Consider the following 23,530-nt stretch of genomic DNA (forward strand, 5'->3'; position numbering starts at 1 on the left):
TATTCCAGACTCTGAGGCAGAACCCCGCATAATCAGCCCATTTACCGGATAAGACATAAGCGCCGATATCCGATAATTTCGCAGTGCCTGCTGGCAACGCCTTTGCGTCTTATCAAGCCAACAAACCAGTCAAGGGCTGAAAAGAGGTGTTATTTTTGAGTTGGCATATAGTACCTGGATTACATTGAATTACTACCGCCAGATGTTACAGGGGGTTATTCCGCCATCGCCTCCCGCCACAGCATTTCAACAACGCGCTGGGCCTGTAGCGCCTGTTCGCCTGCCGTCTGCGGAACCGTCTGATTTTGCACGCACTCAATAAAATGGCGTGCGCATCCGGCAAAACCACGCTGTTCCAGGGTGGTTTGCCAGCCTGCTACCGGCTTGTGCACTACGCCTTGCCCACGTTCCTCGCGCCATTCACGCATATCCGTAACGTCAATCAGGCCACCGTCCGTCACCGCCTGCACGCTCTCGCGTTGGCTACCAGCACGGCGGTGCATACTGGTGGTTATCTGTAGCTGATCGGCAGAAAAATGATGTTCAGCATAAAGCATTTCACCGATGTCATTTGTTAACAGCGTGCCGCCATTAAGTTGAACCTTTCCTCCTGCCAGCCACAGCGCGGTGTCTATCACGTGCAGATAATCATCCAGCAGCGTAAAACGCAGATCGTGCGGCCCGACGCTGTTCGTACGGTGCTTGTCCATACGGACTGACGCCGCATTGTCCAACTGCACCTGTAGATCCTGATACAGCGGCGCAAAGCGACGATTAAATCCAACCATTAGCGTCAGTTTTTTCCGCGCCGCCAGCTCCACCAGTTGTTCAGCTTCGCGCAGATTTTCTGCCAGCGGCTTGTCCACACAAACATGAACGCCGGCATTCAGCAACTCACTCACTACGGCGTAGTGAGTGGCGGTACTGGAATGAACGAAAACGGCATCGCAGGTTGCCGCTAAATTCTGTACGGAATCAACGTATGGCATTCGCCAGGTTTCACAAATACGCTGCGCTTTTTCCCGCGAGGGGGACCATGCGCCCTGCAGCGTCCAGTCCGCAGATGCGCCCAACACTGGCAACCATGCCTTTTGCGCGATGCCCCCTAACCCGACCACGCCAATACGCAATTTTCCCACGTTAGTCTCCCAGGTGTGCCAATAACGAATCGAGCCGCTGTTTCAACTCTGCCACTTCGGTTTCCAGCGCTTCAACACGCGCCTGCAAATCTCCAGACGCCGTCTGCGGTTCATCTGCCGCAGCGAGTGACTCATCAACCTCGCCACAAAACAGGTGCATATAACGACTTTCTCGTTTCCCAGGTTCACGCGCCAGGCGGACCACATAAGGGCCATCTTCCCGGGTAGCCAGTTTCTCCAGCGTCGACTCCACTTCCGCCATATCGCTGAACTCATACATTCGGGATGCGCGGCTACGTAATTCACCCGGTGTTTGAGCGCCACGGAGTAACAGCGTGGTGATCAATGCCACTTCACCCGCGCTAAGCTTAAGATTGCCAAACTCTGAATTACAGAACCGCTGTTCGTATTTGGTCACGCGATTACCAAAGCCGCTAACCGTACGCAGAAAATGCCTTTTTACCAGGTTATCAAGCTGATCCTGCACGTCGGCTTCCGATAGATTCATCACCGGTTCACGGTTGGTTTTTTGATTACACGCGGTCACCACACCATTCACGGAAAGGGGATATTGTTCCGGTGTAGTAACCTGCTTTTCTAATAAGCAGCCAATCACACGGGCTTCGGTGGCGGTTAATTCGTATTTCATCGTCTTCTCCATTATTCAGGCCGTGCGCCTGAAACTTAGCGACCGGGGGTCCATTCTGATGTTGTCAACGCCGTCAGCACATGATCGCGCCACTGTCCATCAATCAGCAGATAGTCTTTTGCATACCCTTCTTTCTCAAAGCCGAGTCGCGCCAGCAAATCGCCGCTACGCTTATTGTGTGGCATGTAGTTCGCCATAATGCGGTGAATATGTTGCGTCCGCTGCACATAACGAATAGCGGCGGTCAGGGCTTCGTACATCAGCCCCTGCCCTTGCCACTTCTGCGCAATGGAATAACCGAGATAACAGGCGTGGAAAGATCCGCGCACCACGTTCGAGAAGTTCGCAACGCCGATAATTTCTTTTTCGTCAGGATCGAGCAACGCGAAATACCAGGCTGTGCCTTGTTTATGGAATTCAGAGATCATGCTCAGACGCGCCTGCCAGCCAGAGGGGTAGCAGTGGCTTTCATCGCGGATAGGTTCCCAGGGCTTTAAGAAATGACGATTCTCTGCGTAATAATCTGCCAGACGCCAGGCATCACGCTCATGCACCAAACGCACGACCAGGCGGTCCGTGGTTAAGCGCACTTTTGGCACGTTACTGCGATAGCCAAACATTCTATACCTACTCCTTCCCGTAACGTCTTCAATACGCAATTCGCATTACTATACCTGTGCAAATACACCGTGTGAAAAGAGCAAAATGCCATTTTTTGAATTATTCACACATTTTGATGAAAACTCTCTATCAAGACTGACTTTTGATAAAAAAATATTGTCCCGCCAAGGGTGGGAAAAGCACAAACGACACCGCAGAATAGAAGGTGCTTATCTTTTAAACTCTCCACCGAGTGACGAGTTTTTTCCCTGGAGGGGAAATGTCGCAAGTCTCGCAGGCAAGGAACCTGGGTAAATATTTCCTGCTCATCGATAATATGCTGGTCGTGCTGGGTTTCTTTGTCGTTTTCCCACTGATCTCTATCCGTTTCGTCGACCAAATGGGCTGGGCCGCCGTGATGGTCGGTATCGCACTTGGATTGCGCCAATTTATCCAGCAAGGTCTGGGGATTTTTGGCGGCGCAATTGCTGACCGCTTTGGTGCCAAACCGATGATTGTGACCGGTATGCTGATGCGTGCCGCCGGGTTCGCCACGATGGGGATTGCACACGAACCCTGGCTATTGTGGTTCTCCTGTTTCCTCTCCGGTTTAGGTGGTACGTTATTCGACCCGCCCCGCTCGGCGCTGGTGGTCAAACTGATCCGCCCGGAAAAGCGCGGGCGTTTTTTTTCTATTCTGATGATGCAGGACAGTGCCGGTGCCGTGGTCGGCGCATTGCTCGGCAGTTGGCTGTTACAGTACGATTTCCGTCTGGTTTGCGCCGTAGGCGCGATTTTGTTCGTTCTGTGCGCCGCGTTTAACGCCTGGCTACTTCCGGCATGGAAGCTATCTACCGTGAAGATTCCCGTGCGCGAAGGCATGAGCCATGTGATGCATGACAAACGCTTTGTCACCTATGTCCTGACGCTGGCGGGGTATTACATGCTGGCGGTACAGGTTATGTTGATGCTGCCGATTATGGTTAATGATATTGCCGGTTCGCCGGCCGCCGTGAAGTGGATGTATGCCATCGAAGCGTGTCTCTCTTTAACGCTGCTCTACCCTATCGCCCGCTGGAGTGAAAAACGTTTTCGTCTTGAACATCGGCTGATGGCAGGCCTGCTGATCATGTCTCTTAGCATGATGCCCATCGGTCTGGTCGGGAATTTACAGCAGCTTTTCACCCTGATTTGCACCTTCTATATCGGTTCTATCATCGCCGAACCGGCGCGCGAGACGTTGAGCGCGTCGTTGGCAAATGCGCGCGCACGGGGCAGTTACATGGGCTTTAGCCGCCTCGGATTAGCCATCGGCGGTGCCATCGGTTATATCGGTGGCGGCTGGCTGTTTGACATGGGTAAAGCACTGTCACAGCCAGAACTCCCGTGGATGATGCTCGGCATTATCGGCTTTATCACCTTCCTCGCGCTGGGTTGGCAGTTTAGCCATAAACGTCCGTCACGCGGCATGCTGGAACCTGATGCCTGATAGCTGACCAGACGTCCCGGACTCAATTTCAGTTTTTTCTGCTGGTGCCCGGGCCGCTGGTGCTGGATGCTGCTTTGTGTCACGATTACGCCACAAGTATCATGTTGAGGAACCCCATGAAAAAGATTTTTTTTGCTGCTGCACTGATTGTCAGCGGCCTGTTGGTTGGTTGTAATCAACTCACACAATACACGGTTAGCGAGCAAGAGATTAATCAGGCACTGGCTAAGCATAACGACTTCTCGAAAGATATTGGTCTGCCTGGCGTTGCTGAAGCCCACATCGTACTGACCAATCTCGCCAGCCAGATTGGTCGCGAAGAACCGAATAAAGTGACTCTGACAGGCGACGCCAATCTGGATATGAATTCCCTTTTTGGTAGCCAGAAAGCGACCATGAAGTTGAAGTTAAAAGCATTGCCAGTCTTCAATAAAGAAAAAGGCGCGATTTATCTGCAAGAAATGGAAGTGGTCGATGCGACCGTCACACCAGAGAAAATGCAATCTGTACTGCAAACTCTGATGCCCTACTTAAATCAGTCGCTGCGGAATTACTTTAACCAGCAACCGGCCTACATTCTGCGTGAAGACAGCAGCAAAGGCGAAGCATTGGCGAAAAAACTGGCGAAAGGGATTGAGGTTAAACCGGGTGAAATCATTATCCCGTTCACCGATTAATAAACAACAGGGCGCTAATGCGCCCTTTTTTTTCGTGCAAACGAAAACGTTTCCGCTTATCCTTTGTTTCCGGCAAAAAAGACTATCCTCAGCCGGAGCATATTAATGACTGCACCATCCCAGGTTTTAAAGATCCGCCGCCCAGACGACTGGCACCTTCACCTTCGCGATGGCGACATGTTGAAAACTGTCGTGCCTTATACCAGTGAAACTTATGGTCGCGCGATCGTTATGCCAAACCTCGCTCCGCCGGTCACGACAGTTGATGCGGCCATTGCGTACCGTCAGCGCATTCTGGACGCTGTACCCGCCGGACATAACTTTACTCCGTTAATGACCTGCTACTTAACGGACACGCTGGATCCTAATGAACTTGAGCGTGGATTCAATGAAGGCGTCTTCACCGCCGCGAAACTTTATCCCGCTAATGCAACAACCAACTCGACACAGGGTGTAACCTCGGTCGATGCCATTATGCCGGTACTGGAGCGCATGGAAAAATTGGGGATGCCACTGTTGGTGCACGGTGAAGTGACGCACGCTGATATCGACATTTTCGATCGCGAAGCACGTTTCATCGAAACGGTGATGGATCCCTTACGTCAGCGTTTAACCGCGCTAAAAGTGGTGTTTGAACATATCACGACCAAAGATGCCGCCGAATACGTGCGCGATGGCAACGAGCTTCTTGCAGCAACCATCACACCGCAGCATTTAATGTTTAACCGCAACCATATGCTGGTCGGTGGAATTCGTCCGCATCTGTACTGCCTGCCAATACTCAAACGTAACGTTCACCAGCAGGCGCTGCGTGAACTGGTTGCCAGCGGATTCAGTCGTGCATTCCTGGGTACCGACTCCGCACCGCATGCGCGTCATCGTAAAGAGTCCAGTTGCGGCTGTGCGGGCTGCTTTAATGCGCCAACCGCGCTGGGCAGCTATGCCACTGTGTTCGAAGAGATGAACGCCCTGGACCATTTCGAAGCCTTCTGCTCACTCAATGGCCCACAGTTCTATGGTTTGCCGGTGAATGAGACCTTTATTGAGCTGGAACGCGTGGAGCACCTGGTCCCGGAGAACATTGCGCTGGAAAACGATACGTTGGTGCCTTTCCTTGGCGGTGAAACGGTACGCTGGTCAGTAAAACGCTAAAAAAGTGTAGCCTCCTGTTGTCAACTGGCGCAGTTAACTGTATAAATAACCAGTATAAACAACAGGGGGCTATTATGCGTATTGAAGTCACTATTGCCAAAACTTCACCTTTACCAGCCGGTGCTATCGACGCGCTGGCAGATGAACTCTCCCGCCGTATTCATCATCATTTTCCGGATAACGAAGGTAACGTTACCGTTCGTTATGCCGGTACCAACAACTTGTCGGTTATTGGCGCAACAAAAGAGGACAAAGAACGCATCAGCGAAATCCTACAGGAAACCTGGGAAAGCGCGGATGACTGGTTCATCAACGAATAAAAAATGATATGCAGTGATGTTTGTTTGCCGGGTCGCCCCGGCTTTTTTATGCGTGCATCCTTTAAATCAATCTGGCATTCACCACGCTAGCAGATAATTTATATTAAACACATTGATTATCTTTTAATCAAAACACCAAAATAATTGCACAACATGCTAAAAAAAAATGAATGACATGTTGTTTTATTAATCATATAACACTGAAAACATAAAATTTATGCGCCGCCCTCTTTAAATTTTCAATGAATACCCTTATTTATTGATATACTGAAGTTGCTTCAGAAAAAAACGCATTGAACCTCGAAAACCGTTGTCTAGTAACACGAATTAGGGGGCATGATGGAAAAGAATAATGAAGTCATTCAGACTCATCCGCTTGTAGGATGGGACATCAGCACTGTTGATAGCTACGATGCGCTGATGCTGCGTTTGCACTACCAGACCCCGAATCGTCCGGACCCGGATGGGACTGAGGTCGGTCAAACGCTCTGGTTAACCACTGATGTTGCCAGGCAATTTATTTCGATATTAGAAGCCGGAATCGCTAAAATTGAATCTGGCGATTACCAGGTAAATGAGTATCAGCGACATTAAACCTGATACATCACACCATCAAAAGGCACCTTCATGGTGCCTTTCTTATTTGCAGGTTGAATATTCCGGGTCAGTTATTTACTCTGCTATACCTGTCATACTTCAAGTTGCATGTGCGTTGGCTTTATTACTCGGCCCATCCCTGGGATTCGCTGCGTCGCCGCGTGATTCGGCCTTACGGCCTCACCCCTTCGGGGGCGCTGTTCAAAACGGCCGGGGCGTTTGGTCCTGCAACTCGAATTATTTAAGGTATACTATCGCGATTGCAGAGAGATGCGGATGAAATACGACTTAATCATTATTGGCAGCGGTTCCGTGGGCGCCGCAGCCGGATACTACGCCACTCGCGCCGGTCTCAACGTTCTGATGATCGATGCGCATATGCCACCGCATCAACAGGGCAGCCACCACGGCGATACACGATTAATTCGTCATGCGTATGGCGAAGGTGAAAAATACGTTCCGCTGGTGCTACGTGCGCAAACATTGTGGGATGAACTTTCCGCACAAAATGAAGAGCCTGTTTTTGTTCGCTCTGGCGTTATCAACCTGGGTCCTGCAGATTCGACCTTTTTAGCGACCGTGGCGCAAAGTGCCAAACAGTGGCAACTCAATGTCGAACAGCTGGATGCAGCAGCCATCATGACTCGCTGGCCAGAAATTCGCGTGCCTGAAAACTATATCGGGCTGTTTGAAGCCGAATCCGGTTTTTTGCGCAGTGAGCTAGCCATTAAAACCTGGATTCGCCTGGCTGAAGAGGCAGGTTGTGCGCAGTTGTTTAAATGCCCCGTCACGGCAATTCATCACCACGATGATGGCGTAACGGTTGCAACAGCCGATGGTGACTACCACGCGAAAAAAGTTGTCGTCAGCGCCGGCACCTGGGTCAAGGCATTATTGCCTGAACTGCCGATACAGCCGGTGCGTAAGGTATTCGCATGGTATCAGGCTGACGGGCGCTACAGTGTCAAAAACAAATTCCCGGCATTTACCGGCGAACTGCCTAATGGCGATCAATACTACGGTTTTCCGGCTGAAAATGACGAGTTAAAAATTGGCAGGCATAACGGCGGACAGGTCATTCATTCACCTGAAGAACGTAAACCGTTTGCCGCTGTCGCCAGCGATGGTTCGGAAGCCTTCCCATTCCTGCGCGCTATTTTGCCTGGCATCGGCTGTTGTCTGCATGGTGCATCCTGTACTTACGATAACTCGCCAGATGAAGACTTCATTATCGATACGCTGCCAGACCATGACAACACGCTGGTGATTACCGGACTCAGCGGACACGGTTTTAAGTTTGCTTCCGTACTGGGCGAAATTGCGGCTGAGTTTGCCCAGGGTAAACCGTCAGCCTTTGACCTGACGCCATTCAGGCTGTCCCGTTTTAAGCGATAATTGATCAATGGCCTCGTTGGTGAGGCCATTTTAAATGACAGGAATAACATTGATGCGCCGCATCTTTAACTATCTGGTTAATAATATTCGCGAGCATTTCATGCTCTACATTATTTTATGGTCGCTGCTGGCGATTATGGACGTCATATATATTATGTTCTTCTAATCTATATGCGCTGACATTAATTGACAAAAACTGATAATTTCTTAATTTCATTGCAATAAACTGAATAACATAATCTTCATCCTTCCTTGTTTTCAAGCCCTTCTCAATGGCCACTCACACTAACGATTTGATGATTGCGCCTTTAATCAATCAATTTTATTGAAATAAAAACAAATATCATCACCATTGTTATTTATTAGTTGCATTAATGTCTTTTACGCGCCATTTTCATTCACTTCTGAAATATCTAACGGTGTATTTATGCAATTCAATAATAGTCCACAGCGCTATGGCGTGGTGTCTGCCGCATTACACTGGCTGGTCGCTATTGCCGTCTATGGCATGTTTGCTCTGGGTTTATGGATGGTAACACTCAGTTATTACGATGGTTGGTATCACCAGGCGCCTGAACTGCATAAAAGTATCGGTGTGTTGCTGATGATGGGACTGGTTGTCCGCATTGTCTGGCGGGTTGTTTCCCCTCCCCCTGCCGCACTGAAAAGCTATTCCCGTTTAACCCGTATTGCGGCGGCATTGGGCCACCTCACGCTGTATACCCTGCTTTTTTCTATTGGCATCAGCGGCTATCTGATCTCTACCGCAGACGGTAAAGCAATAAGCGTATTTGGTTGGTTCGATGTTCCCGCCACGTTTGCCAACGCAGGCGTGCAAGCTGACATCGCCGGTAGCGTGCACCTGTGGCTCGCGTGGGCCGTGGTGGTTTTATCACTTCTGCATGGGTTAATGGCCCTGAAACATCACTTTATCGATAACGACGATACCCTTAATCGCATGTTGGGAAAATCGTCATCTGACTATGGAGCTTAAAATGAAAAAAAACCTGCTGGGACTCACACTCGCCTCTTTATTATTCACGACCGGCTCTGCTATCGCAGCGGATTACAAAATTGACAAAGAGGGACAGCATGCCTTTGTTAATTTCCGCATTCAGCATCTGGGATACAGTTGGCTGTACGGCACATTTAAAGACTTCGACGGTACATTTACCTTTGACGAGAAAAATCCGGCTGCCGATAAAGTCAATGTCACCATCAACACCAACAGCGTTGATACCAATCATGCCGAACGTGACAAACACCTGCGTAGTGCAGAATTCCTCAATGTGAGCAAGTTCCCGCAGGCCACCTTTACGTCCACCAGCGTGAAGAAAGAGGGCAACGATTTAGATATCACCGGTAACCTGACCCTGAACGGCGTCACCAAACCGGTAACACTGGATGCAAAGTTGATGGGTCAAGGGGGCGATCCATGGGGTGGCACACGCGCCGGTTTTGAAGCTCAAGGGAAAATAAAGCTGAAGGATTTCAACATTACCACCGATCTCGGTCCCGCTTCGCAGGAAGTCGAATTAATTATCTCGGTGGAAGGCGTACAGCAGAAATAACATCCTATTGATGCCGGATGAGGCTTTTGCCGCCATCCGGCATCGTGTTATTGCGCAGGATCGGGAATACCGAGCTTAGTATTTAAACGACCACGCGATTTATTAAAGATCTTATTGCCATTCTCACGCCCCGCGCGACGGCGGCGCTGCTCTTCTTCCGGTAGTTCGCTCTCTTCACAACACAGTTCACTACAGCAGCCTTTATACTTTTGCGCACAGGCTGGACACTGTATAAACAGCAGATGGCAGCCATCGTTTTTGCAATTGGTATGGCTGTCACATGCGGTACCGCACTGGTGACAATGCGAAATCACATCGTCAGAGATCCTCTCTCCCATGCGTTCATCGAAAACAAAATTTTTGCCGATAAAACGCACAGGCAGCCCCTGCTCACGCGCTTTGCGGGCATACTCAATAATGCCGCCCTCAATGTGCCAGACTTTGCTAAACCCGTTATGTTTCATCCAGGCACTGGCTTTCTCACAACGAATCCCCCCGGTACAATACATAACGATTTTTTTATCCTTATGCTCCTGCATCATTTCTACCGCTTTCGGCAGCTGATCGCGGAAGGTGTCTGCCGGGATCTCCAGCGCGTTTTCGAAGTGACCCACTTCATATTCATAGTGGTTGCGCATATCAATAAACACCGCATCCGGATCGTCCAGCATGGCATTCACTTCAGCTGCCTTCAGATAATCACCCACGTTGCTGGCGTCAAAATCAGGATCATCAATGCCATCCGCAACAATTCGCTCACGGACCTTCATGCGCAGAACCCAGAAAGATTTGCCGTCATCATCTAATGCAATATTGAGACGCAACCCGGATAATGCAGGATCAAATGCGTATAACTGTTGGCGAAACGCATCAACGTTACTTTGCGGTACACTGATTTGTGCGTTAATGCCTTCCCGTGCAAGATATACGCGGCCAAACACATTCAGTGTAGTGAACAGTTGATACAGTGCATCACGCGTTTGCTGAGGATCAGCGATGGTGAAATATTTATAGAATGAAATCGTCGTGCGCGGCTCAGATTCCGCCAGCATTTTAGCTTTGAGCGCGTCATTCGAAATGCGGTTGTGTAACACTGGCATGGTGTACGTATCCTGCAATCAGTAAAAATGAAAATCGGCCGGCATGATAAAGCAAACTTCGCCAATTTACATCCACACATTTTACGCTACATTTCATACTTCACGATAAAAACGCAACAACAATTGATGGTTTAATCACCACTCTCCCGTCGTAAATTTTAGATACGCGCAAAAAAATGCGACAATACAGGGAATTGGTCGTTAGAAGACAGGATAGACATGACGAATTTACCCAAGTTTTCGGCTGCGCTACTGCATCCGCGTTATTGGTTAACCTGGCTGGGTATTGGCATCCTTTGGTTAATCGTACAGTTACCCTACCCAGTGCTCTATAAATTGGGATGCGCATTAGGCCGTCTGGCATTACGCTTGATGAAACGTCGGGCAAAGATTGTTTCCCGCAATCTGGAACTGTGCTTCCCGCAAATGAGCGAGCAGGAACGCCAGCAGATGATGGTAAAAAACTTTGAGTCTGTCGGTATGGGCGTAATGGAAACCGGCATGGCCTGGTTTTGGTCCGACAGGCGAATATCACGCTGGACTGAAGTTATCGGAATGGAGCATATCCGGGACGTTCAGGCACAAAAGCGTGGGATCCTGTTAGTTGGTCTGCACTTTTTGACCCTCGAGTTGGGTGCACGCCAGTTTGGCTTACAAGAGCCGGGAATTGGTGTGTATCGTCCTAACGACAATCCTCTGCTCGACTGGCTACAAACCTGGGGGCGTATGCGCTCCAATAAATCAATGCTCGATCGTAAAGACCTGAAAGGGATGATTAAAGCGTTGAAGAAAGGTGAAGTGGTCTGGTACGCGCCGGATCACGACTATGGCCCTCGCGCCAGTGTATTTGTGCCTTTGTTCGCCGTTGAACAGGCTGCGACGACGTCCGGAACCTGGATGCTGTCCCGAATGTCGAATGCCTGCCTGGTGCCATTTGTTCCCCGTCGCAAACCTGACGGCAAGGGGTATCAATTGATCATGCTGCCACCGGAGTGTTCACCACCGCTGGACAATGCTGAAACAACGGCGGCCTGGATGAATAAAATCGTTGAAAAATGCATTATGATGGCCCCCGAGCAATACATGTGGTTACATCGCCGCTTCAAGACACGCCCTGAAGGCTCCCCGTCTCTGTACTGAGTCTTTGTTGCAGTCCTGTGGGCTGCAACACCTTCTCTCCCCTTTTAGGTTTAACTGCTATCCGCATTGCAGCAACTATCAACCAGGCGCATAATTAGCCTGCTTATTTATATTTACTCGATAGCGCAAACAGCGCATCACACTGCGGATCGCTATGTCACCCTCTGATGTCCCCATAAACTGGAAACGCAACCTTACCGTTGCCTGGCTGGGCTGTTTTTTAACCGGCGCAGCATTTAGTCTGGTCATGCCATTTTTACCCCTTTACGTCGAGAGTCTTGGCGTGACGGGTCACAGTGCCCTGAATATGTGGTCAGGGCTGGTATTCAGTATCACCTTCCTGTTTTCAGCGATTGCCTCACCTTTCTGGGGCGGACTGGCCGATCGTAAAGGCCGGAAAATCATGCTCTTACGCTCGGCGCTGGGCATGGCCATCGTCATGCTGCTGATGGGGCTGGCGCAAAATATCTGGCAATTCTTGATCCTGCGCGCCCTGCTGGGTTTGCTCGGTGGATTTATTCCTAATGCCAACGCACTGATCGCAACCCAGGTGCCACGCAATAAAAGCGGCTGGGCGTTGGGGACACTTTCCACCGGCGGCGTTAGCGGTGCTTTACTTGGGCCACTGGCGGGCGGGTTACTCGCCGATCAGTATGGTCTGCGCCCTGTATTTTTCATCACAGCCCTGGTGCTGTTGATCTGTTTTATTCTGACACTCTTTTTTATCCGTGAACGCTTCCAGCCAGTGAGCAAGAAAGAGATGCTGCACGTTCGCGAAGTCGTGACGTCGTTAAAGAATCCAAAGCTGGTGCTGAGCTTGTTTGTCACTACCCTGATAATTCAGGTTGCAACCGGCTCCATTGCGCCAATCCTGACGCTGTATGTACGGGAGCTTGCAGGTAATGTCAGCAATATCGCGTTTATCAGTGGGATGATTGCCTCTGTACCCGGTGTTGCGGCCTTAATCAGTGCACCAAAGCTCGGCAAATTGGGTGACAGGATTGGTCCGGAGAAGATCCTGATCGTTGCATTGGTTATCTCCGTACTGCTGCTGATCCCAATGTCATTCGTCCAGACGCCCTGGCAGCTAGGCGTGCTGCGCTTTTTACTGGGTGCCGCTGATGGCGCATTGCTGCCTGCCGTACAGACCTTGCTGGTGTATAACTCAACCAACCAAATCGCCGGGCGTATCTTTAGCTACAACCAGTCGTTTCGTGATATAGGCAACGTTACTGGGCCGTTAATGGGAGCTGCTATATCGGCAAATTATGGCTTCCGTGCCGTCTTCTGCGTCACCGCTGGTGTTGTGTTATTCAACGCAATCTACTCATGGAACAGTCTGCGCCGCCGCCGGGGATCTCAGGTCCTGGGATGATTTTGTGTATTCATTCTCAACGGTCCCCCTAACATATCAATTGGCTTAATATGGGGGATACGCAGAGTGAACTCAATAACGCTTAATATTATTCTAGCTGTTATAGTAAACCACTTTATTTCTCCCTGAGTTTTTCGCATCATACAGCGCAGCATCGGCATATGATACGACTTTGTCAGCAGAATAATCATCAGATTTACTACAATATACACCGATGCTGATTGTCATTTTCTCTTTCAGGCCATATATATTGGGCTCCGCTGTTTCAGTCTCAACACTTTTTCTTATTCTTTCCGCAACAAACATTGCTTCAGCTTTATCTTTACACTTAATCAGGAGCCCAAACTCTTCCCCACCAATTCTCGCAAAAATGTCTGAGTCCCTGATCGATTTATTGACAATATCAACAATGCTCTTTATAACGTGATCGCCTTCCTGATGGCCATAAGAATCATTGATGCGTTTGAATTTATCTATATCCAGTATCATTATACAAATAGCACCTTTTACTAAAGATGATTTTAGTGCCTTATAGAATAATTTTCGGTTATATATCTTAGTCATCGCATCTTTTATTGCTGAATCCGCCTCTCTCTTAAGAATAATGAACGTGTTGTACATTAATATAGATATGATACTTAAGGTGCTGATAACTTCGATTCCCCTACTGACATACCAAATATACATACTATATTCATCCAGACTCAACAGCAGAACATTCGTCAGGATTGCAGAGCAACACAGTAACGCGATGCTTTTCCATAAGATACCATGCATTTTTGTTTTCACTGACAGATACAACAAAACCATTCCCCATGCAATAATCAGTGAATATATGTAGCCAATATGCCAGTGCACCGTTTTATTGTCAGTTTTGTGACTGGTAATTTCAATCGTAACATCAGCGTTATAACTTGATAAGTTATGCGAAAGGAATGCAATTGCCAGCATAATCAACAATGCTATAATTATGTAGCATGGTTCTCTTTCTTTAGTCTCAATAACTGTGGAAGCCGCTTTATAAGCTTTCAATGATACAAAAAGTAATGCGATAAAACTAACTTGCCTAAAATAATAGAAGATAGCGATATCATTTGTGCGTTTTTCTATCAAAACGCTATCATTAATTAAATCCTGAACGATATATATAGTTTCTATAAGATAGATATTATTACTAAGGAATGCCATTCCTAATATCATCAGGTATGTTAGATCTTTCCTGCAAAGGTATTGGAAAAGCATAAAAAGAAAAACAATGCCGTACAGAAAAAATAACCCAACGATGATTATTAAATATGTTGTTTGAGGTACACTCTGCACTTCTAACTGATACTGAGAAAGACACACACCAGCAATAAAATAGCTGACTAAGCAAGTAATGTAAAAGTTCATCAACCTGCTATTGTTTGAATTACTATTATCCATAACAGCCCTGGCAAGAATCCTATTTTGCATTTTATATATTAAGCCATTACCTTTTGCAAATTAATAATTTATCATTCTTTCAATAATGACAATCTTATTTATAACGCATGTTATTATTCATTGAATGTTATGGATGTTTTCTTATACTTTGTTATACATTAACATATTTATCACATATATAATGATTAACAATATCATTTATGGATATCTAACTTAAACAAATATCGATACTTTAAGACGTAATACTCACGTGCGTCACTTTTTGCTTTACTCTTTAATTTCAATTAGTTATAATAAAAACCTTATATAAATTATATTGTTTCATCCGCTATAAAGTATGGCTTGCAGTCTATTCAATCACCCCCTTTAAACTATGACATCCTCACTCATGGTGCTCCTGCATAACCGCTTGAGTTTAATACACTCCAACCGATTCTTAAAAACTTAAGGTTTGCTGTTCATGAAACGTATTGGCGGTAGGGTTCCCCCGTGTTTTTGTTGTTCCAGGAAGCACCACAACCGAGTGGTTATGGTAAGAAACACTCGATGCTTCAAGCCGTTGCATACCTGAAACTTCGCGATAAACGAATGCTTTGACAGTTCTCACCACACCACCTATATCTTTTTATTAAGCCAATCACCCATGCGATCAGGATGCGAATATGAATGCCTTGTACCCCACCCTTGAAGAAGCCATTGATGCAGCACGTGAAGAGTTTCTGGCTGATAATCCAGGTCTTGAATCTGACGAAGCCAGCGTCCAGCAGCTGAACGTACAAAAGTACGTGCTACAGGATGGCGATATCATGTGGCAAGCTGAGTTTTTTGCCGACGAAGATGATGGCGAAGGCGAATGTTTACCCATGCTGAGCGGTGAAGCGGCACAAAGCGTTTTTGATGGTGACTATGATGAGATTGATATTCGCCAGGAGTGGCAGGAGGAAAATACGCTCCACGAATGGGATGAGGGTGAATTTCAACTGGAGCCTCCCCTTGATACAGAGGAAGGCCAGACCGCAGCCGATGAATGGGATGAACGATAGCTACTCGTAAGGCCCATGGTGTATATCGAGCGGTAATAGCAACGTATCAAACACCAGCGAAAACGGCAGATCCAGGATGGTGACGTAACGCCACGCAGAGTCCCGGACATCCCATTGCACGCCTGGATAGTATTGATTTCCGTGTCCTTGTCCGGGGATCGTCCGGCTAATAATGCTGCCGCATCCGCTCAGAAGAAAGACCATCATTCCCACAGCCAGTATTCGCACTGGATACCTCATGACTTTTATATTCAGTATAAAAAAATACCGGCTCCAGGCCGGTATTTTTACGTTTCACACGCTTATTTTTTCCTGAGTGCCAGTGGGTTCAGGGAGATCCCCTGATAATAATTAACCCATGAAGAATACTTATCTGGTGAATTCCAGACGCGATAATGTAAACGCGCCATGGTCACCGGATCGCTCAACAGAACCAGGCGACGATCGCGATTCAGTTTCTCCGGCGTTTCATTCAGCGCCTGCTCGACATGGCGATCACGTGCGATTTCAAGCACGTTACTCGCACGATGGCGCGCGGTAGCCATTGCCGTTGCCAGCGCGTTAAACGACGGGTTAAACACAGCGTGCATGAAACCATCATCCAGCGAACGATTACGGTTCAACTCCAGATAGTTATCCGTGTCCACCAGCACCTTCGGCGGAGAATACTCTTCCGGGATCAGGAACAGTTTCCAGCGTTTGGTACGTAACCCAACCGTTGAACGACTGGAAATGACGGAAACAAACGGCGACAGGATTAGTGAAAAGACAATCGGAGCCAGCCAGAACAGGAAACGCAGATCCAGCCAGGCCATCCCTACAGCCCACACCAGGCCCAACAACAGCTGAGATCCGTGACGCATAAACGCCTCGCCCCACGGAGTGGAGTCGTCATCGCGTTGCGGCGAATTCCACACCACTTCCCATCCGAGGAAGGCACTCACCACGAAAACGGTATGGAACAACATACGCACCGGCGCCAGCAGCACGGAGAACAGAACCTCCAGCAGCAGCGACAACGTGACGCGAATAAATCCACCGTACTCTTTCGTGCCTTTGCACCAGATAAGCAAAATACTCAGCAGCTTCGGCAGGAACAACAGCACCATCGTTGAGGCAAACAACGCGATAGCCAGCTCAGGGCGCCACTGCGGCCAGACCGGGAACAGCTGACGTGGTTGCAGGAAGTACTGCGGTTCCGTCAACGCATGGACCACCTGTAATGCGGTCGACAACGCGAGGAACATGAACCACAACGGTGCTGACAGATAGGACATCACACCGGTCAGGAACACCGCGCGATGAACCGGGTGCATCCCTTTAACCAGGAACAGACGGAAGTTCATCAGGTTACCGTGGCACCAGCGACGGTCACGCTTGAGCTCATCCAGCAGGTTCGGTGGCAGCTCTTCATATGAACCCGGCAGATCGTAAGCAATCCACACGCCCCAGCCCGCACGACGCATCAATGCCGCTTCCACGAAGTCATGGGAGAGGATCGATCCCGCAAACGAGCCTTCGCCCGGCAGCGGTGCAAGCGCACAGTGTTCAATGAACGGTTTCACACGAATAATCGCGTTATGACCCCAGTAGTGCGACTCACCCAACTGCCAGAAGTGAAGTCCGGCGGTAAACAGCGGGCCATAAACGCGGGTAGCAAACTGCTGGCAGCGCGCGTACAGGGTGTCCATACCAGACGCTTTCGGCGAAGACTGGATAATCCCGGCATTCGGGTTCGCTTCCATCAGGCGTACCAGACCGGTCAGACAGTCTCCGCTCATCACGGAATCAGCGTCCAGCACCACCATATAGCTGTACTGGTTGCCCCAGCGACGGCAGAAGTCATCAATGTTACCGCTTTTACGCTTCACACGACGACGACGACGACGGTAGAAAATCTGTCCTTCGCCCTGCACTTCGGCAATCAGCTCCATCCACGCCTTTTGTTCCGCAACGCAGATATCAGGATTGTAGCTGTCACTCAAAATGTAAACATCGAAATGCTCCGCATTCCCCGTGGCTTTAACCGACTCCCACGTAGCGCGCAAGCCCGCGAATACGCGGTCAACGTCCTCGTTACAGATAGGCATGATTAGCGCAGTGCGGTGCTCAGGATTCAGCGGCTCATCCCCTACCGTTGAGGCAGAGATACTGTACTTGTCACGCCCAATCAGCAACTGCAGGAAGCCCATCAGCGCGGTCCAGAAACCGGCTGATACCCAACAAAAAAGCACGGCAAACAGAATGAGGATACCGGTCTGCAGCACATAAGGCAGCAACTGCATAAAGGAAACCCACAGGTTCTGCCCCATCATATCTGCTGGATTAATGAACGCCCATCCCTGATAAGGAAGGATCGTCTTCATATACCAGGTCGCTACGACCGTTTGCGCCAGCGTTAAGATCAACAGCGTATAACGGCGGATCGTGCCGACGGTACGCCATTTCTGCTCACTTTCTTGTTCTTCTTTCGTCAAACGAGAAAGATAACGCGGTGTGACATCGCGCCCACGCAGGCGATCCCAAAAACGGCCAACCGGGTTAGTACGCCAGGGATCGGGAAACATTGAAGTACGTGTCGCTTTCGGCATTGCCTGCAGTTGGTCACGCCCTTCATCATCCTTTATCAACTGATCTTTGGCCAGAGAGTCTGGCCAGGCTTGCTCAAGGCGAGCTTTTACAGAACCCTGCGGTGAATCATCTTCGCGCGAGTAAGTACGGTGCTCGGCATCCAGCGCCTGATGAACGGCACGGATGTCAGTTTTCGGCAGTGCCGCTTTTTCGATATCCGAAAGCGGCATTGCGTCAATATACTCAGTTGTCTTATTCATTGGCAGGTAACTGGTAGCTCCAGGTTTCACTCAACGGCTGATCGGCATTGGCCAACGCAGCACGCATTTCAGTGGTTTTCTTCGCATCTTTCACTTTCACGCGCAGCATCAAACGCCACCCTTTCGTAACCGGGTTGTAACGCACGGTGCTTTCCACGATTTCACCGTTGTCGCCAATGCTGGTTTGCGCGGTAATCGGGGTGTCCTGCGGCAGCTTCTTCATTTCGGTGCCGGTGAAATCCACCACAAACGCGATAGTGCCGTCAGGCTGACGAATGAGATTAGATTGTTTGACATCCCCTGTGGAACGGCGAGTCTGCTGCACCCAGGCATTTTCTGGCGCATGAAGCTTATCTTCATCGCGCGTAAACGTCAGGGTGTACTTAAAGTTCATCTCTTTACCTGCTTCCGGCAGTTGATCCGGTGTCCAGTAGGCAACGATGTTATCGTTTGTTTCGTCGTTAGTGGGGATCTCAACTAATTCAATTTTGCCTTTACCCCAGTCGCCTTTTGGCGTGATCCAGGCACTTGGGCGCAGGTCATAACGATCGTCGATATCTTCGAAACGGGAGAACTGACGTCCACGTTGCAACAGGCCGAATCCTTGCGGGTTTTCCATCGCAAAGCTGCTCACCGCGAGATGTTTCGGGTTATTCAGCGGACGCCAAATCCACTCGCCGTTACCAGCATGGATAGACAATCCGTTTGAGTCGTGCAGTTCCGGACGATAATTTGTCGTCGGAGATGGCTGGTTCGGTCCGAACAGGAACATACTGGTTAACGGAGCTACGCCCAGCTTGCCCACTTTATCGCGCAGATAGACTTTGGACTGAACATCCACAACCGTGTCACGGCCTGGAATAATCACAAAGCGATACGCCCCGGTTGCACGCGGGGAGTCCAGCAGGGCATAAATGGTTAAACGTTTGTCAGTCGGTTTTGGACGTTCGATCCAAAACTCACGGAAGCGGGGAAACTCTTCACCAGAAGGCAGTGCGGTATCTATCGCGAGACCGCGCGCAGACAGACCATAGACCTGGCCTGCGCCAAGTACGCGGAAATAGCTGGCGCCGAGCATGCTGACGATTTCATCGTTTTTGTCTTTGCTGTTGAGCGGATACAGTACCTTAAACCCGGCGAAACCGAGATCTTTTACCGTGTCTTTATCGTGCTGCACATCGCCAAAATTAAAATAATCCGGGCTGTATTTGATTTTTTTCACCGCAGTTGCGGTAACTTCGTTGATCTTGACCGGCGTGTCGAAGTACATACCCTGGTGGTAGAATTCGAGCTTAAATGGGGTCTTAAGATTGCTCCAGTATGCTTTGTCGCGATTAAACTGGATCTGCTGATAATCCGCATATTTCATGTCGCGGAAAACGGAGGGCAAGTTACTTTTTGGCGCCTCGTAGCCTTTATCGGCTAAGGATTGAGCTTGCTTTGCAACATCATCAATACTGAACGCCCAGCTCGATGATGTATACAGCGTTAACATTACTGCTGCACCCAACCAACGCATTTTCATCATTTGTAGTTTATGTTTCATAATTAGTAAGCACTTCCCCCTTTGTGTGCTTATATTGATCCGATCCATTTTAATGGATAATCGGGTATTCCGACAACTGAATCCCTGTATTGTTCGCGTGCTGGCTCATGGTTTAAGCAGGTTCGCCTGCCTGTTTTCACTTTGAGTGCTTATCCTGGAGACAGGTTGTTGGACTTCGTGTAGGGTTGCCTTCGAATGTAACCATAATTCGTCTTAGGGATAAGACGAAAAGTCTGAGAATACGTAACTGTCTATGAGCTCTGTATCTCCACCACGTGAATATTTTCTGGATTCCATCCGTGCCTGGCTGATGTTGTTGGGGATTCCCTTCCATATCTCGCTGATCTACTCCACACATACCTGGCATGTGAACAGCGCAGAACCGTCATGGATATTGACCCTCTTTAATGATTTCATACATGCATTTCGCATGCAGGTCTTCTTTGTTATTTCGGGTTACTTTTCATACATGCTGTTTTTGCGCTACCCCTTAAAGCGGTGGTGGAAAGTGCGTGTTGAACGCGTGGGGATCCCTATGCTGACCGCCATCCCGCTACTCACACTGCCGCAATTTATCATGCTGCAATATGTGAAAGGCAAAGCCGACAGTTGGCATACTCTCAGTGGGTACGATAAATACAACGCACTGGCATGGGAGCTGATTTCCCATCTGTGGTTTTTACTCGTCCTTGTCGTTTTAACAACCGTGAGTATGTGGGTGTTTAGCCAAATGAAACACCGGTTGACGAGCCCCGATGGCGTCAGCACGTCCACGATATCGATGACAAAACTGACGTTGATCTTTTTGTTGCTTGGCGTCGGATACGCCGCCGTCAGAAGAACAATTTTTATCGTCTACCCGTCTATTCTCAGCGATGGCATGTTTAATTTTATCGTCATGCAAACGCTGTTCTATGTGCCGTTCTTTATGCTCGGCGCGCTGGCGTTTATCAATCCGCAGTTGAAAGCACTGTTCACAACGCCCTCGCGCAGCTGCACGTTAGGCGCGGCATGCGCTTTTATGGCTTATCTGCTTAATCAACGCTATGGAAACGGCGATGCCTGGATGTATGAAACCGAATACGTGATAACAATGGTGATGGGACTGTGGATGGTTAACGTCGTTTTCTCGCTCGGCCACCGTTTATTGAATTTCCAGTCAGCCCGCGTCACCTATTTTGTCAATGCATCACTGTTTATCTATCTGGTGCATCATCCGTTAACGCTGTTTTTCGGCGCCTATATCACACCGCACATTACATCAAACCTGCTGGGTTTTCTCTGTGGGCTGCTGTTTGTTGTCGGGATTGCGGTAATATTGTACGAAATCCACTTGCGGATACCGGTGCTGAAGTTCCTCTTTTCAGGGAAACCCATCGTTAAGCAGGATAAAAGCAAGGTCATTGCCGGATAGCAGGCCTGTCATTGCATGGTTCAGAGCAACCATTCAATCGGTAATACAGAGGCCAGCCTCACCAGAACCCGCTTCCAGAATCCTGTGGCGGGTTCTTTTTTCACTACCCGCTCACTGCCGCCAGGACAATCTACCCAGTTTATCCGACCCCAGCGGTCCAGGCGCAATTGCCAGGCCACATCACGCTGGCTTTGCATAAAGCGTTTATGAATCAATGACGCCAGCACTTCACTCTCAATCACAAATCCCATTTCCGTATTGAGCAACGTTGAGCGCGGATCAAAATTAAGCGAGCCGATGAAGACTTTGCGGCCATCAATGCTGAAGGTTTTCGCATGCAGACTAGAGCCTGAATTGCCGGTCAACCCGCGATCGTGTACCACCGTACCGCGATCGCGGGTTGGTTTTAGCTCATACAGTTCTACACCATAGCGCAGCAATTTTTTCCGCCAGCGCGCATATCCTGCATGCACAATTGCCACATCATTCGCGGCCAGCGAGTTAGTTAAAATAGCAATCTTTACCCCTTTTCGGACCAGGCGCAGGAGTTGTGCGACTCCGGCACGTGTCGGCACAAAGTAAGCGGAAATAATATCAATACGCTCAGTGGGTGAGCCCATGACGTCAAACAAGCGCTGCGGTAATAGCGAGTGACGCGGCGCTTTCCCCTCTCCTTTTGCCGGATCGTCACTGAGCAGGCGCGTTTTGGCCCAAATCAGCGACAGTGAACCCTGGTCAAGATGCGTCATAAACTGGCTGGTCTCCAGTTTGTGCAAATAGCGTCGGGTAATATCGTCGTTATACCAGGATTCAGGCAGTTCAATGCGTTGAGTCGTTTCTGGTTCAGACAACTCCAGGACTCTTTGTAACGTTGAAACTGACTGACATTGCCAGTATCGCTCAAAATCATCCGCGACCTCTTTCACCACTGGACCGATGGCCATCACGTCAAGATCGGAAAACAACGGTTCTTCACCCGCACCGAAATAGGCATCTCCGATATTACGCCCGCCGACCAGCGTCACTACACCGTCCGCGGTATAACTTTTATTGTGCATGCGGCGATTGAGCCGGGCGAAATCGGTTAAATACCCCAATGCGCGAAGGATGCGAAATGAAAAGGGATTAAACAGGCGGACTTCAATATTTGGATGGTTATCCAACAGACGCAGCGTGTCATCAAGGCCCGGAGTGTTGTTATCATCCAACAGCAAACGAACCCGTACCCCGCGTTTCGCCGCGGCCAGCAGAACAGAAAACAGCAGCAGCCCGGACATGTCGTTCTCCCAGATGTAATACTGCACATCCAGCGTTCGTTCCGCCATTTCTGTCAGCCGATAACGGGCTGCGAAAGCATCCAGACTGTCATCCAGTGCCAGAATGCCGCACTGGTCCGGATGGCTTGCGCACAATGGGGTAATGGCACGCTCAAGTCGCGTCATATCAGGCCGTGTTATCATCGCCTTGTTGGGTGAGTAATCTCTTGTATAACCTGGCATTTTCCTCATCAAAACACACGAAGTAGATTTGATCAGGTAGCGCACGGCGGGTGATAAATTTTTGCACCGTATTCACCGCAATCTCCGCCGCCGCTGCACGTGGATATCCGTAGGCTCCGGTGCTGATAGCCGGGAACGCAATAGATTGATAGCCATTGGCCAGTGCCAGTTGTAATGAATTGCGATAGGCCTCTTCAAGGCGTTCTGCTTCATGATGATCGCCGCCCTGCCAGACGGGCCCAACAGTGTGGATCACCGCTTTAGCGGGAAGATTTCCCGCCAGGGTGATAACCGCATGGCCGGTTGGGCATTCGCCCTGTTGCTGTAATACCTGTTTGCAGGCCTCCAACAGTGCAGGTCCAGCGACGCGATGAATCGCTCCATCAACGCCACCGCCGCCCAGCAACGAGGAGTTGGCCGCATTGACAATCACATCAACGGCGATTGTCGTAATGTCGCCCTGTAAAACATGAACACGCGATTGCATAAGTTCCCCCTGACAAAACACTCTCCGTTAAGTGTACAGCAGGGTTTTCTATGAAATCTCACTTTTTAACTATACAGGTGC

23 protein-coding genes are annotated in these 23,530 nt (G+C 49.2%); 13 read left to right on the forward strand and 10 right to left on the reverse strand.

The window, feature by feature from the left end:
• Positions 1-215: 215 nt before the first annotated feature.
• The 3 genes from JTI85_RS14275 to rimJ are packed head-to-tail and all read right to left on the reverse strand — an operon-like array spanning position 216 to position 2,408.
• A complete protein-coding gene (locus tag JTI85_RS14275) occupies positions 216-1,139 on the reverse strand; it encodes a Gfo/Idh/MocA family protein (protein ID WP_116360488.1) in 924 nt (307 codons plus the stop codon).
• A gap of 1 nt (position 1,140) precedes the next feature.
• Positions 1,141-1,788 carry a YceH family protein gene (locus tag JTI85_RS14280; RefSeq protein WP_115643184.1) on the reverse strand — a complete coding sequence of 216 codons (648 nt, stop codon included), beginning with the start codon at positions 1,786-1,788 and terminating at the stop codon, positions 1,141-1,143.
• A gap of 35 nt (positions 1,789-1,823) precedes the next feature.
• Entirely contained in the window at positions 1,824-2,408 is a 585-nt protein-coding gene (rimJ, locus tag JTI85_RS14285) for a ribosomal protein S5-alanine N-acetyltransferase (RefSeq protein ID WP_005129064.1), read from the reverse strand.
• A gap of 260 nt (positions 2,409-2,668) precedes the next feature.
• Between rimJ and mdtH the strand changes: the two genes are divergently transcribed.
• From mdtH to JTI85_RS14330, 9 genes are all read left to right on the forward strand, one after another.
• Entirely contained in the window at positions 2,669-3,877 is a 1,209-nt protein-coding gene (gene mdtH, locus JTI85_RS14290) for a multidrug efflux MFS transporter MdtH (RefSeq protein ID WP_048211221.1), read from the forward strand.
• 116 nt (positions 3,878-3,993) lie between these two features.
• A complete protein-coding gene (locus tag JTI85_RS14295; protein WP_061068127.1) occupies positions 3,994-4,554 on the forward strand; it encodes a lipoprotein in 561 nt (186 codons plus the stop codon).
• A 105-nt stretch (positions 4,555-4,659) separates the two neighbouring features.
• Complete coding sequence (gene pyrC, locus JTI85_RS14300; protein ID WP_048211219.1) at positions 4,660-5,706, forward strand: dihydroorotase; 1,047 nt, start codon at positions 4,660-4,662, stop codon at positions 5,704-5,706.
• Between the two features lie 74 nt (positions 5,707-5,780).
• Complete coding sequence (gene dinI, locus JTI85_RS14305) at positions 5,781-6,026, forward strand: DNA damage-inducible protein I (protein WP_048211218.1); 246 nt, start codon at positions 5,781-5,783, stop codon at positions 6,024-6,026.
• Positions 6,027-6,365: 339 nt separating this feature from the next.
• Positions 6,366-6,620, forward strand: coding sequence for a biofilm formation regulator BssS (gene bssS, locus JTI85_RS14310; protein WP_003036154.1), 255 nt, complete (start codon positions 6,366-6,368; stop codon positions 6,618-6,620).
• A gap of 279 nt (positions 6,621-6,899) precedes the next feature.
• On the forward strand, positions 6,900-8,018 hold the full coding sequence (gene solA / locus JTI85_RS14315; protein ID WP_048211217.1) for an N-methyl-L-tryptophan oxidase: 1,119 nt from the start codon (positions 6,900-6,902) through the stop codon (positions 8,016-8,018).
• A gap of 52 nt (positions 8,019-8,070) precedes the next feature.
• On the forward strand, positions 8,071-8,184 hold the full coding sequence (locus tag JTI85_RS14320; protein WP_071887361.1) for a YceO family protein: 114 nt from the start codon (positions 8,071-8,073) through the stop codon (positions 8,182-8,184).
• 261 nt (positions 8,185-8,445) lie between these two features.
• The gene (locus tag JTI85_RS14325; RefSeq protein WP_005129081.1) at positions 8,446-9,012 is read left to right on the forward strand and encodes a cytochrome b; all 567 of its coding nucleotides are present in this window, start codon (positions 8,446-8,448) and stop codon (positions 9,010-9,012) included.
• A gap of 1 nt (position 9,013) precedes the next feature.
• Positions 9,014-9,589, forward strand: a complete 576-nt coding sequence (locus tag JTI85_RS14330) for a YceI family protein (RefSeq protein WP_061068131.1) — start codon at positions 9,014-9,016, stop codon at positions 9,587-9,589.
• Between the two features lie 47 nt (positions 9,590-9,636).
• On the opposite strand, the gene JTI85_RS14335 is transcribed toward JTI85_RS14330, so the two are convergent.
• Positions 9,637-10,689: a rhodanese-related sulfurtransferase gene (locus tag JTI85_RS14335; RefSeq protein WP_040230660.1), complete on the reverse strand. Its 1,053-nt coding sequence runs from the start codon at positions 10,687-10,689 to the stop codon at positions 9,637-9,639.
• Between the two features lie 219 nt (positions 10,690-10,908).
• On the opposite strand from JTI85_RS14335, the gene JTI85_RS14340 reads away from it, so the two are divergent.
• Entirely contained in the window at positions 10,909-11,829 is a 921-nt protein-coding gene (locus JTI85_RS14340; protein ID WP_005129093.1) for a Kdo(2)-lipid IV(A) acyltransferase, read from the forward strand.
• 154 nt (positions 11,830-11,983) lie between these two features.
• Positions 11,984-13,204 carry a multidrug efflux MFS transporter MdtG gene (mdtG, locus tag JTI85_RS14345; RefSeq protein WP_005129095.1) on the forward strand — a complete coding sequence of 407 codons (1,221 nt, stop codon included), beginning with the start codon at positions 11,984-11,986 and terminating at the stop codon, positions 13,202-13,204.
• Between the two features lie 93 nt (positions 13,205-13,297).
• Here mdtG and JTI85_RS14350 read toward each other — a convergent pair whose 3' ends face one another.
• Positions 13,298-14,629: a sensor domain-containing diguanylate cyclase gene (locus JTI85_RS14350; protein ID WP_219351660.1), complete on the reverse strand. Its 1,332-nt coding sequence runs from the start codon at positions 14,627-14,629 to the stop codon at positions 13,298-13,300.
• Positions 14,630-15,291: 662 nt separating this feature from the next.
• Here JTI85_RS14350 and JTI85_RS14355 point away from each other — a divergent pair.
• Positions 15,292-15,672, forward strand: coding sequence for a MysB family protein (locus JTI85_RS14355; RefSeq protein ID WP_061068133.1), 381 nt, complete (start codon positions 15,292-15,294; stop codon positions 15,670-15,672).
• On the opposite strand, the gene JTI85_RS14360 is transcribed toward JTI85_RS14355, so the two are convergent.
• The 3 genes from JTI85_RS14360 to mdoG form a co-directional block, all read right to left on the reverse strand.
• Positions 15,673-15,912, reverse strand: a complete 240-nt coding sequence (locus JTI85_RS14360) for a YceK/YidQ family lipoprotein (RefSeq protein ID WP_202927478.1) — start codon at positions 15,910-15,912, stop codon at positions 15,673-15,675. It lies immediately after the preceding gene.
• 62 nt (positions 15,913-15,974) lie between these two features.
• A complete protein-coding gene (mdoH, locus tag JTI85_RS14365; RefSeq protein ID WP_040230656.1) occupies positions 15,975-18,503 on the reverse strand; it encodes a glucans biosynthesis glucosyltransferase MdoH in 2,529 nt (842 codons plus the stop codon).
• Positions 18,496-20,031: a glucans biosynthesis protein MdoG gene (gene mdoG, locus JTI85_RS14370; RefSeq protein WP_086523802.1), complete on the reverse strand. Its 1,536-nt coding sequence runs from the start codon at positions 20,029-20,031 to the stop codon at positions 18,496-18,498. Before mdoG ends, mdoH begins: the two co-directional genes overlap by 8 nt.
• A gap of 271 nt (positions 20,032-20,302) precedes the next feature.
• Here mdoG and mdoC point away from each other — a divergent pair, with 271 nt between their 5' ends.
• Positions 20,303-21,463, forward strand: a complete 1,161-nt coding sequence (mdoC, locus tag JTI85_RS14375) for a glucans biosynthesis protein MdoC (protein WP_101742052.1) — start codon at positions 20,303-20,305, stop codon at positions 21,461-21,463.
• A 20-nt stretch (positions 21,464-21,483) separates the two neighbouring features.
• Here mdoC and JTI85_RS14380 read toward each other — a convergent pair whose 3' ends face one another.
• Together JTI85_RS14380 and ymdB are read right to left on the reverse strand one after the other, a co-directional pair.
• Positions 21,484-22,971, reverse strand: coding sequence for a phospholipase D family protein (locus JTI85_RS14380; protein WP_086523385.1), 1,488 nt, complete (start codon positions 22,969-22,971; stop codon positions 21,484-21,486).
• Complete coding sequence (ymdB, locus tag JTI85_RS14385; protein WP_101742051.1) at positions 22,907-23,449, reverse strand: O-acetyl-ADP-ribose deacetylase; 543 nt, start codon at positions 23,447-23,449, stop codon at positions 22,907-22,909. The genes JTI85_RS14380 and ymdB overlap by 65 nt, the downstream gene beginning before the upstream one ends.
• Positions 23,450-23,530: the final 81 nt, after the last annotated feature.

Origin of the sequence: Citrobacter sp. Colony219, from assembly GCF_019382635.1 — a bacterium.
Classification (GTDB): domain Bacteria; phylum Pseudomonadota; class Gammaproteobacteria; order Enterobacterales; family Enterobacteriaceae; genus Citrobacter; species Citrobacter youngae.